An 11560-nucleotide genomic window follows, 5' to 3' on the forward strand; every position below is an offset into this window, starting at 1 on the left:
GCAAGGAGTTCGGTGAAGAACTAAAACCTTATTATTGGAAACCTGTGCTTTGGACGAGGGCATACTGTCTACTTACAACAGGTGGAGCGACAATTGATGTAATTCGAGAATACATCCAAAACCAAGAAAGACCCGACTGAAAAGGCGTGCTATCCATCTCCATCTAAATCACAGATTATAGATGGAGAATTCCGCACATTTAGTTAAAAACCAAAAGCGCACAGCAGCAATGGTTGCTTGAAGTTTCGAAACGCTGGCTGAGTGTTGCAGAATGGTTAGCGCATGTGATTCCACATCCAGATGATCCGCAGCAATGGCTGTCTGCCAACTATCGTGATGTGGTGCTGAGCAAACTTGGTGAAGGTCGTATCGGTATCTTAGGAGATGCGGCTCATGCCATGAGTCCGCAGCTTGGACAAGGCGCCAATATGGCGCTGCTCGACGCATGGGCCACCAGTCAAGCCCTGCTTCAATATCAACAGGATTTCTCACTGCAAAACCTCTGGCAGCAGTATCATCAACTGCGGTTGCCGTCCGTGCGGTTTTACCAATTTTTTAGCCGCCTGCTGACACCGTTTTATCAATCACATCATCGCTGGACAGCGCCGCTGCGTGATATTTCATTTCGTGCCATGTATCAGCTGCCGTTTTTCCGCAAAGAAATGGCCATCACGATTTCTGGCTTAAAAACAGGTGCATGTAGGCAAATGAATTATGCCGACATAGCCCGCAAGTCTGCAGATGATTCTGCGGCTGAACTGCGCAATTTAAAATTTGATTAAGAATTAACTCCCCATCATTCTCTTGATGGCTTACACTATGATGCTGCTCAAATGCTGCGGCATTTATTTTTTGATTTTTGAATTGGTGAAATCCTCATGAACAACCTGCAATGGCTCGATGAAGTAAAATTTAACGAACAAGGCTTAGTGCCTGCTATTGCACAGCATCATCAAAGCGGACGCGTATTGATGGTGGCATGGATGAACCGTGAAGCGTTGGCGCAAACTGCAGAAAAAAATCAAGCGGTGTACTTTTCACGTTCACGCAATAAGTTATGGCATAAAGGTGAAGAATCTGGCCATTTCCAAACCGTGCATGAAATCCGTTTGGACTGTGATGCTGACGTGATTGTGCTACAAATTGAACAACATGGCGGCATTGCCTGCCATACCGGTCGTGAGTCGTGTTTCTATCGCAAACTTACTGCCAATGGCTGGGAAGTTGTCGATGCGCAATTGAAAGATCCGGCTGCAATTTATGGTGCAAAATCAGCAAATCCACATACCCTTGCGATGAATGCGTCCAATGTACAATCTGAGCAAGTCGAAGTACTCGACTACTTAGGTAAAATGATGGCTGAACGCAAACAAGCCGACCCTGAATCCTCTTATGTGGCAAAGCTTTACCATAAAGGTCTGAATAAAATTTTAGAAAAAATCGGTGAAGAAAGTGTTGAAACCATCATTGCCGCTAAAGATTTTAAAATCGAAGCCAATGAAGACAACAAAAACGATCTGATTTACGAAGTGGCAGACCTTTGGTTCCATACCATTGTAATGCTAGGTTATTTCGATATTGATCCACAATTGGTACTTAACGAACTCGCTCGTCGTCAAGGCCTTTCCGGTTTGGTTGAAAAAGCCAACCGTCAGCACTAAGACGCAACCGTGCCAGAGCTTAAAAAACCGACCGCGACCTATGAGCAGGCTACTGCCATAGATAACGCACGTCTAGGCAAATCATTTAAAGTGATCGCCTATGCTGGCACAGGTAAAACCACCACACTCCAAATGATCAGTGATGCCATGCCTCAGCGGCGTGGCATGTACTTGGCCTTTAACAAAGCCATTGCCACCGAAGCACAGAATCGTTTTCATCAAAATGTCGACTGTCGAACCTTCCACTCATTGGCTTATCGTAGTGTTCCACGTGGAGTGACTGATAAACTGCGTCTACCACGTTTAAGTCCCAGTTTTATTGCCAAAGAATATCGACTAGAACCGATCACCCTACGTCGTATGATGGGCGGTCGTTATGAAAAATATGTACTCATGCCTTCGCGTTTGGCGAGTCTGGTGGCAAATGCTGTTAGTTATTTCTGTTCGACCAGTTCACAGTACCCTGCCCCACGACATCTACAAGCACCGAGTTGGTTGCATCCAGACGATATCGAAAGCTTACAAAAGCATTTGTATCCTGCCATTGAACGTCGTTGGTTAGAGTCGATTGATCCGAACCATGCAGCAGGGATTGGACACGATATTTATTTAAAACTTTGGGCTTTGTCTGAACCGAATATTCCTGCGGATTATGTGCTGTTCGATGAAGCTCAGGATGCTGACCCACTAATGCTAGGGATTTTACTGAAACAGCGTAATACTCAGGTCATCTATGTTGGCGATGCGCATCAACAAATTTATGCATGGCGTGGCGCAGTCAATGCCATGCAGCAACTCCCTTTACCCGAATCACGTTTAACCACGTCGTTCCGTTTTGGTGAAGAAATTGCCTTGAACGCCAATGCTCTGCTGGGCGCATTGAATGAAACCGTGCCGTTATTGGGTAATCCGCAGCTCAACTCTAAAGTGGTCAATAAACCGCATACCAAGATGCGCGATGCCATTTTATGTCGTACCAATGCACGTGCGATGGAACTGTTATTGGCAGGTTTGGTCAAAGGTGAAAAAGTCAGCCTGCAAGCAGATCATGCACGACTCAATCGTTTTGTCGATGCTGCAGCCATGCTCAAGCAAGGTAAACGCGTGGTCGATGTCCCAGAGCTTGCATGGTTTAACTCATGGCATGATGTACATGAATATTGCGAGACCAATGACGGCAGCGATATTAAACCGCTGGTGAAGTTGGTCGATGACCACGGTACTGACCCACTGAAAAAGGCACTGGCGAAAATCACCCCGATTGATCAAGCCGACTACATCATCTCGACCGCCCATAAAGCCAAAGGTTTAGAATGGGATCGGGTACATATTGAAGATGACTACCAATTTAAGCTCAACGATAAAGATTATAAAATTAGTGACGAAGAGTTACGGTTACTTTACGTGGCCTGCACACGTGCTAAAGTAAGTTTAAATATCCATCATATTTATGACTTGATGCAGCACTTAAAACGTCAAATGCCCAAATCTTTGGCGCAAGCGGTCAGCTAGTATGATGAAAAAGGTGAATAAACAATAAATCAGTAAAAGGTGCACCATGAAAATACAATCGATTCAACTCAAGCACACCCTTCATTTTACTGATATCACCCTCAATTTTAATTATCACGATCTGCCGATTACCTTAATTTTGGGTGATCAAAGTTCTGGAAAAACCTCCCTACTGCGCTTTAGTTACCAGGCCCTCACTTGGTTTGCTGCACGCTATAAAGATTTGCGTACAGCAGGTGTGGTGATGCTCGATCAAGACATCATGTTAAATCGCTTACAATCGAAACTTGATATTCAGGTCAGTTTTCCCGAAGACATTGGCGCATTTCAGCTTTCAAGTGATCAGCAAGACCAAGACCCACAATGTTGTTCATGGCAACTGTATAAAACCTTAAACAGTCAAGGCGTCGGCCTTAGTAAGGCCGAAACACAGCAATTGGAATCGATGGTTGCGCTGTATCAAAAAGCCCTCAAAGCTGATCCGTTACAAGGGCTGCCGCTCATTGCCTATTACCCTGCTGAACGCTTCGTCAACGACGTAAATATTCTCAATAAAAATAATCCTGCTATTTTTCAGCCTTCACATGCCTATGAAATCTCGGCCATTCCCTTTACCACGTTTATTCGTTTTTTTGAGTGGTTTCGAGAAATATCCGATATAGAAAATGCACAAAGTGCCGAATTAATTCAAAATTTATTACATCCAAAAAAACCAACTGACTCATCCAACACATCTGACACGCCACTTTTTGGACAAAAACTGGCGCAAGCTCAGGCCGATCTACACGCGCCGTCACTCAGATCATTAAAACAAGCCTTAGAGACCGTGTTGCCCGATGTGACCAATATTTATCTGCAATATCACCCTAGATTACAGTTAATGGTCTGCTATCAAGGCAAAGACATGTTGTTTCAACAGTTGTCGAATAGTGTCCGCAACCTTGTGGCCTTAATTGGTGATATTGTGCGTCGCCTGTGCCTACTCAATCCTCATAGCTTATATCCGTGCCAAGAAGGTGACGGTATTTTATTGATCGACGCCATAGACCACCAACTCGATCAAAACATGACTCAAGTGATTTTGACCCGTTTAAATCAAGCGTTTCCACGACTCCAAATCATTGCCAGCGGCAACCGTCCTGAACTGCTGGAACAGGCTTCTCGTTTTCAGTGCTTACAACTACAGAATAAAAAGCTCAGTGAGATTCAGCCTGAAAAACTACAAGAAACTTATGATCAGATTTATCAGCAGTTGCAACTCGGATCAAAGGTATCGCTTCCAGCCAAAACTGAAGAGACTGAATTAAATGAGCCACTGAACAGCCCAGATACGATCCAGCACATGTTGCAATTAATCCAGACGCAACTGACCGAGCAACAGCAACAAGAATTGGTTAGGGCTTTATCACAGCGGGGTGATCAGGACGTTACGATCCAACCGCTAAGTTAAAAAAACTGAGGCTGATTAAGTGAGCGTAATCCATAGCCTCGATGTTTAAATATTCAGCAACAAGGCCGCAATAGATGTCTAGACAGTTTCGTCAGGCGTATAATGTGTAAGTGGTTCATAAAAAAGATTGATGTTGTTTTACGCATGTAATATGATCGGTTTTATTTGCAATTTTCATAGTAACATCGGAAATTGCTATCGCTTTACGAGTTGCGCAACACAGCTTGTTTTTAATTTTTTTGACACACATGGCTTTCAAGATTGAATTTTTGGACTGCTCTTTGCTGTCCTGTAATCCTTGAAAGATGAAATACACCTAGGTTTCACCGCCTAATCATGACAATGGATACGAGTGTGCTACCGATTATTATATTGTTACCGTTAATACTAGGCACAACACTTGTCTCGTGGTTGAAGCAATTCTCTCGCGGGGTAACAGCTTTAGGGGCGATTGGCGTCAGCCTCAGCAGTTTAGTTTTATTATTGAGTCAGGCTCAAGATGTATTTAATGGCAAAACCATCATTCAAACATGGCCATGGCTCACTCAAGTTGGCATTGATTTCAGTTTCCGTCTCGATGCACTGGGCTTATTGTTTTCCCTGCTCATTACCGGGATCGGCACCTTAATTTATATCTATGCCTACTATTATTTAAGTCCAAAGAATTCGCTCAGTAAACTGTATGTTTTATTGATGCTGTTCATGGCTGCCATGCTCGGCATTTCATTGTCCAATAATTTAATTTTATTGCTTATTTTCTGGGAACTTACCAGCATTTCATCTTTCCTTTTGGTTGGTTATTGGAGTAATTACGACGCAGCTCAGCGTGGCTCTCGAATGGCTTTGACCATTACAGGCATGGGTGGTCTATGTATGTTGGGTGGTTTTGTTCTGTTGGCGCAAATCACGGGCACCTATCAGATTGATCAAATCCTAACGATGAGTAGTCAAATTCAGCAGCACTCGCTTTTTGTACCCACACTGCTATTAATATTAATGGGGGCTTTTACTAAAAGTGCGCAGTTCCCTTTCCATTTTTGGTTGCCAAATGCTATGGCGGCACCGACCCCCGTCTCGGCCTATTTACACTCTGCCACGATGGTGAAAGCCGGAATTTTCCTGCTTGCACGCTTATTACCGATTTTTGCAGGCGCTACGTTGTATCACAACTTGGTCACCTTTATTGGCTTATTTACCTTATGTATGGCGGCTTTCTTTGCCATTTTCAAAGAAGATTTAAAAGGGCTTTTGGCCTATTCCACCATCAGCCATTTAGGTCTGATTGTTTGCTTACTCGGGATCGGCTCTCCCCTCGCAGTTGCGGCTGCCATTTTCCATATCATTAACCATGCGACCTTCAAAGCAGCCCTGTTTATGATCGCAGGGATTATTGACCACGAATCAGGCACACGTGATTTACGAAAACTCTCTGGTTTATGGCAATTACTTCCATTTACAGCAACGCTAACCATGATCACTGCGGCCTCTATGGCAGGTGTCCCATTAACCAATGGTTTCCTCTCTAAAGAGATGTTCTTTACTGAATTGTTAGCCAACCTGACTGGACCAGTGATGATCGTGTCAGCCATCATTGCCACCTTTGCCGGTATCTTTGCTGTCGCGTATTCGGTACGTTTGGTTCATGGGGTATTTTTTGATGGTCCACTAGGGAAAGATGTTCCCAATAAAGAAGCGCATGAACCACCGTTTGGCATGCGCGCACCAGCAACCTTACTGGCTGCTTTATGTATTTTAGTTGGACTCTTCCCTGCATTATTGGTTGAGCATATTGTCAATAGTACCGCGCGTGCGAGTATTCAAAATACTGCGTTTGAAGGTACACATTTAGCGATTTGGCATGGCTTAAATGCCCCCCTTTTGATGAGCGTGATTGCACTCTTGGGTGGTTTAGTTTTCTATTTCGCATTGGCGAAGGGCGGCAAATTACGCCGGATCGACTTAGATCCACTTTTGGGTCGATTACAAGGTAAAGTGCTGTTCGACTTATTTTTAAAGCATCTATTACTCAGCTCAAGAAAGTTCCGTCGCTTTACTGAAAATGGCAAATTACAAAGCTATTTATTATGGATTTTGATCTTTAGTGTGGCCATCGTCATCGTTCCATTTTGGCTGCAAGGCATCGGCACAGGCAGCCGTGAACTGGTACATGCACCGGTCATCGCGATCGTTCTATGGCTATTATTATTCTCTGCATGTTGGATGATGCTTTGGTTCCACCATGAACGGATTAAAGCCGTCCTCATCAGTGGTGCAGTCGGTCTAGTTGTGACCATGGTGTTTATCTGTTTCTCCGCTCCCGATTTAGCGTTGACACAGATTACTGTTGACGTGGTGACCACCGTGCTCTTACTCATGAGCTTATCGTTATTACCACAGCTCACCCCTTATGAGTCGAGCGTGTCACGTCGTTGGCGAGATGCATTGATTGCGATTATTGCAGGTCTAGGGATTGCATGGATTTCATGGTTGATCATGACCCGTGATCACAATTCCATTTCATGGTTCTTCATGCAGCAGTCTATCCCACTTGGCGGTGGTACCAATGTGGTCAACGTGATCTTGGTGGATTTCCGTGGTTTCGATACCTTTGGTGAAATTACCGTACTGGGAATTGCCGCAATTGGTACGCTGTGCATGATGGATGGTATGCGTGCTCATGGCACCACCATTACGCAAGGTCTAACCTATCGTTTTAATCCGTCGCCACTGATGTTCCGTATTACCTCATCTTGGATTTTGCCTTTGGCCTTGGTGGTCAGTCTGTATATTTTCCTACGGGGTCACAACTTACCAGGCGGTGGCTTTATTGCAGGTTTAATTACCTCTTTGGCCTTAGTGATTCAATATATTGCGCTTGGTCAAGACCGTGCCGAACAATTGATTGGTGCAAAATCAGGTCGCTTATATGAAGTGTGGATTGGTATTGGTTTAACCATTGCAGGTCTGACAGGGATCGCTGCTTGGCTATGGGGCCGCCCATTCCTGACCAGTGCCCATATCTATGTCTCACCTCCAATTTTAGGCGAAATGCACCTTGCCTCCGCTGCCCTCTTCGACACAGGTGTTTACATCACCGTGGTGGGCGCGACGATGTTAATGATTTCCGTCTTAGGCGACTCGCGTCACTCGAGTATGTCTGGTCCAGTTCCAAGAGGCGAATAAGATGATTAGTTTAGAATTTTTACTCGCTTCAGCCATTGGCTTACTGACCGCAACAGGGGTCTACCTGATTTTGCGGGCACGTACCTTTCCTGTCGTGCTGGGTTTAGCCATGATTGGCTATGCTGTGAACTTATTTTTATTTGTCATGGGACGTATTCATGTCAACGCACCGGCTGTGTTAACTGAAACCACCAAAGCGACCGACCCTTTACCGCAAGCCTTGGTCCTGACCGCCATTGTGATTGGCTTTGCGACCACAGCCTTTATCGTACAATTGGCTCTGCGTAGCCGCTATGAAACCGGAACAGATCATGTGGACTCCAAAGAAGAAATACCGCAAATTGACCCGCGGGAGGATGAGCCATAATGCATGACTTCATCCAATTTTGGACTACGCATAGCCCGATTTTCAGTATTTTAATTCCTGCAATTACTGCATTTATTTTAGTCCTGCTGGGCAACCCCGGCTCTGGTTCTTTGGCGCATGACTGGCGACAACCTTGGCGTCGTGGAATCAGTTATGTTTCAGGCATTCTCGGGCTGATCACATCTATCAGTTATTTGATGATCGCCAGCTCTGGTCAAGTTTTGGTTTATAACCTGAGTGAATGGGCCGCACCATTCGGCATCGTCTTAGTCCTAGATCGACTCTCAGCTTTCATGTTGGTGCTGACCTATGGACTTGCTGTACCAGTGATGTGGTTTGCCAGCAAAGAATGGGACGAGCGTGGTCGTTATTTCCATGCCATGTGCCATTTCTTACTGATGGGTTTGTGTGGTGCGTTCCTGACAGGCGATTTATTTAACCTGTTTGTGTTCTTTGAAATCCTGTTGATGGCATCATATGTTTTGCTCTTACATGGTCAAGGCAAAGCACGTTTTCAGCTTGGTATTCATTACGTCACCATTAACCTATTTGCCTCTGCCCTCTTCCTGATTGGACTCGGGATGATTTACGGCAGTGTAGGTAGCTTAAATATGGCTGATGTTGCACGACTTATGCCTTTGCTTGAAGCGGATCAACATCGTATTGCTGTGGCTGGTGCATTGTTACTGTTCACTGTCTTTGGCATCAAAGCTGCAATGCTGCCTGTAGGGTTCTGGTTACCAAAGACCTATGCTGTGGCAACCACGCCTGTGGCAGCCTTATTCACTATAATGACCAAGGTCGGCATCTATGCCATTCTCCGTGTCAATGGTACTGTGTTTGACGATGGGATTAGCCGTGAAATCTTACACCAGTGGTTGTTACCGATTGGCTTAGTAACCTCGCTCTATGGTGCCTATAGTGCTATCGGAACGGATCGCTTACGTCGTTTTGTCGGTTTTATGATTTTGTCTTCTATCGGGACAATATTGGTTGCGATTTCACTCTTTAATACTGATGCATGGGCTGCGGGGCTTTATTACCTGATTCACAGTACCATCATTGGTGCAGCTTTTTATATTCTCTCGGGTTGGATTACCTCACAACGTGGCGAATTTAAAGATCATTTTAAAATTGCGCCCCGTATGAAACAGCATAATACCGTTGCTGTTTGCTATTTCATCATTGCGTTGATGATGGCTGGTCTACCGCCATTTAGTGGATTTTTGGGTAAAGTATTTCTCTTGCAAGCAACGGCCAATTCACCTTACCAAATTATGATTATTTTGATCGTATTGTTGGTGAGTTTACTCAGTATTATCGCATTCACTCGAGTTGGTTTTGTGCTTTTCTGGCGTTCATCTCGCCCAGAAGATGATATTGATACTGAAGAATATCAGCGTTATCAGGCTTTGCCGAATAAGGCACCGCTTCGTAATGCCAAAACCATTTATCTGCTGTTAACAGCGCTTGTGGGATATATGGTTTTTGCTGCACCGATCTATGACTATACCTACAAAACTGCGCAGCAAATTCAAAACAATCCATTATATGAATCATTGCTGCTAAAAAAGGATGAAAAAGGTCAAATCATCAGTGTTCAACCTTATGATCCTGAAAATTTACCTGAAACTAAATATGGTGGTGAATCAGCCGATCCAAATGCACACCTCATTCCTGCATTGATTGCACCTGAAACTCTACATGGCGAGCATATTTCTGAGTATAAGCAACGCCAAATTCAAGGACAGCAACAAGAAGAAAAACTACCTGAAGAGACCCAACTAAAACCGATGGAGGCACCTTAACATGGCGAAAACATCTGTATTAAATCGCTGGTTTCCGCATCCATTGGTATCAGTCATGGTTGGTCTGAGCTGGGTGATGTTAGCGCACAGTCTAGATGCGGCCACACTCTGCATGGCCTTGGTTTTAGCCATTGTTATTCCACGATTGGTTCGCCCTTTTATTGACCGAACGCCGAATATCAACTGGCTGGCAGCATGTAAATTATTCTTTGTGGTGCTGTGGGATATTATTGTCAGTAATATCCATGTTGCAAAATTAGTCCTTGGGCCAACACATAAACTGCACCCGAAATGGTTCCGTGTTCCTCTCGATACACAGCATGAGGAAGTCAATTCTTTACTTGCGATGATCATCACCACCACACCCGGTACAGTGTCTGCTGGGATTGACCAAGACCGTGGTGATATTTTGGTCCATGCGCTGAGCACGGATGACCCTGAAGCGGAAATTCAAACCATTAAAGAGCGCTATGAACGCCCTCTCATCCTCATTTTTGGCGCTGATACAGGAGAATCCACATGACAATTTTACCGTATGCGCTTGGCATCTGTTTAGTTGCGGTGACGATCTCGATGTTACTGTGCCTCATCCGCTTAGTGATGGGACCCTCAATCGTAGACCGACTACTTGCTTTAGATACCTTATTTTTAAATGCCACCTGTTTAATTGTCATTTTAGGTATTTATTGGGCAAGTACATCGATGTTTGAGGGGGCATTATTGGTTGCCATGCTTGGGTTTGTGTCTACAGCCGCTTTAGCACGCTATTTCACCACTGGCCACGTGATCGACTAGGAGTCCATTAATATGCAATTAGTCATGGAAATTTTGGTCTCGATTTTTTTGGTTATTGGCGCTTTTTTCATGTTGGTCGGCGGTATTGGCATGGTTCGCCTACCCGACTTATTTATGCGTCTGCACGCACCGACCAAATCGAGCACCTTAGGCTTAGGAAGTTTTCTAATTGCTGCAATTATTTATGCAGCATTTCAAGGTCGTTTTGGTTTTGCAGAAATCCTAATCACGCTCTTTGCCTTTATCACCGCACCGGTTTCTGCAAACCTCATGGCACAAGCGGCATTACATTTACGACTGCGCTCGATGAGTGGTGATGCACCAGAAGCGCTCAATCGCCCTCTTCCTTGGCAACGAACTCGGCGCCGTGCCTTTCACTCTAAAATCCATTCAAAACCGGAAGATCTGGATTAATTCCAGATCCAGTTTTGTTTATGTCTTCGAGCTAAAAAATTCTTTGATTCGCATCCACATTTTTTCAAATACGCTACTTTGAGCCATATATTGCAAACGCTTTTGGTTATATGGCGTCGTTTTTAAACCATATTTTTCAGCTAAATCAATCAGCATATTTGTTTCATAACTACTTTGAAAATGATCAGACCATTTAGGCTGATATTGACTCATCTCAAGATTCGCCAATTCTTGACATCCTCACCCCCTTAAAAGAGGGTGATTCCTACAGCTAGACGCTTATGCCCAAGCGCAAGAATGTTTAGAGCTGAGTTTATATCTCGATCATGAGCTGTACCACAGCTCATGCACTCCCATTCTCTTATTCCAA

At 44.5% G+C, this 11560-nt stretch carries 12 protein-coding genes and 1 pseudogene; 11 read left to right on the forward strand and 2 right to left on the reverse strand.

Annotated elements, in window-relative coordinates:
• The 11 genes and pseudogenes from FTU17_RS15730 to FTU17_RS15780 form a co-directional block, all read left to right on the forward strand.
• Positions 1-140: transposase (locus tag FTU17_RS15730; RefSeq protein ID WP_180107216.1), on the forward strand; the 140-nt coding region annotated here is incomplete at its 5' end.
• A 63-nt stretch (positions 141-203) separates the two neighbouring features.
• Positions 204-782 (forward strand): annotated as a pseudogene (locus tag FTU17_RS15735) (FAD-dependent oxidoreductase); the annotation flags it as partial.
• A 96-nt stretch (positions 783-878) separates the two neighbouring features.
• Positions 879-1661: a bifunctional phosphoribosyl-AMP cyclohydrolase/phosphoribosyl-ATP diphosphatase HisIE gene (gene hisIE, locus FTU17_RS15740; protein WP_180009539.1), complete on the forward strand. Its 783-nt coding sequence runs from the start codon at positions 879-881 to the stop codon at positions 1659-1661.
• A gap of 9 nt (positions 1662-1670) precedes the next feature.
• Positions 1671-3173 (forward strand): UvrD-helicase domain-containing protein, encoded by a 1503-nt coding sequence (locus tag FTU17_RS15745; protein WP_180009538.1) that lies wholly within the window; start codon positions 1671-1673, stop codon positions 3171-3173.
• A gap of 46 nt (positions 3174-3219) precedes the next feature.
• Positions 3220-4623, forward strand: coding sequence for an AAA family ATPase (locus FTU17_RS15750; RefSeq protein WP_180135981.1), 1404 nt, complete (start codon positions 3220-3222; stop codon positions 4621-4623).
• A gap of 342 nt (positions 4624-4965) precedes the next feature.
• Positions 4966-7806 carry a monovalent cation/H+ antiporter subunit A gene (locus tag FTU17_RS15755; protein ID WP_180135983.1) on the forward strand — a complete coding sequence of 947 codons (2841 nt, stop codon included), beginning with the start codon at positions 4966-4968 and terminating at the stop codon, positions 7804-7806.
• Between the two features lies 1 nt (position 7807).
• On the forward strand, positions 7808-8173 hold the full coding sequence (locus FTU17_RS15760; protein WP_078189407.1) for a Na+/H+ antiporter subunit C: 366 nt from the start codon (positions 7808-7810) through the stop codon (positions 8171-8173).
• Entirely contained in the window at positions 8173-9981 is a 1809-nt protein-coding gene (locus FTU17_RS15765) for a monovalent cation/H+ antiporter subunit D (RefSeq protein ID WP_180135982.1), read from the forward strand. The genes FTU17_RS15760 and FTU17_RS15765 overlap by 1 nt, the downstream gene beginning before the upstream one ends.
• Position 9982: 1 nt before the next feature.
• Positions 9983-10504 carry a Na+/H+ antiporter subunit E gene (locus FTU17_RS15770; protein ID WP_180012108.1) on the forward strand — a complete coding sequence of 174 codons (522 nt, stop codon included), beginning with the start codon at positions 9983-9985 and terminating at the stop codon, positions 10502-10504.
• Complete coding sequence (locus FTU17_RS15775; RefSeq protein ID WP_078189410.1) at positions 10501-10776, forward strand: monovalent cation/H+ antiporter subunit F; 276 nt, start codon at positions 10501-10503, stop codon at positions 10774-10776. The genes FTU17_RS15770 and FTU17_RS15775 overlap by 4 nt, the downstream gene beginning before the upstream one ends.
• Before the next feature lie 12 nt (positions 10777-10788).
• Positions 10789-11190, forward strand: a complete 402-nt coding sequence (locus FTU17_RS15780) for a Na+/H+ antiporter subunit G (protein ID WP_180012110.1) — start codon at positions 10789-10791, stop codon at positions 11188-11190.
• 18 nt (positions 11191-11208) lie between these two features.
• Here the strand turns inward: FTU17_RS15780 and FTU17_RS15785 are convergent, their stop codons facing one another.
• Positions 11209-11403 (reverse strand): hypothetical protein, encoded by a 195-nt coding sequence (locus FTU17_RS15785; RefSeq protein ID WP_180005485.1) that lies wholly within the window; start codon positions 11401-11403, stop codon positions 11209-11211.
• Between the two features lie 35 nt (positions 11404-11438).
• A partial coding sequence (locus FTU17_RS15790) for a zinc ribbon domain-containing protein (RefSeq protein WP_180005585.1) occupies positions 11439-11560 on the reverse strand: 122 nt, incomplete at its 5' end.

The organism is Acinetobacter sp. YH12070 (assembly GCF_013419625.1).
Taxonomy (GTDB): domain Bacteria; phylum Pseudomonadota; class Gammaproteobacteria; order Pseudomonadales; family Moraxellaceae; genus Acinetobacter; species Acinetobacter amyesii.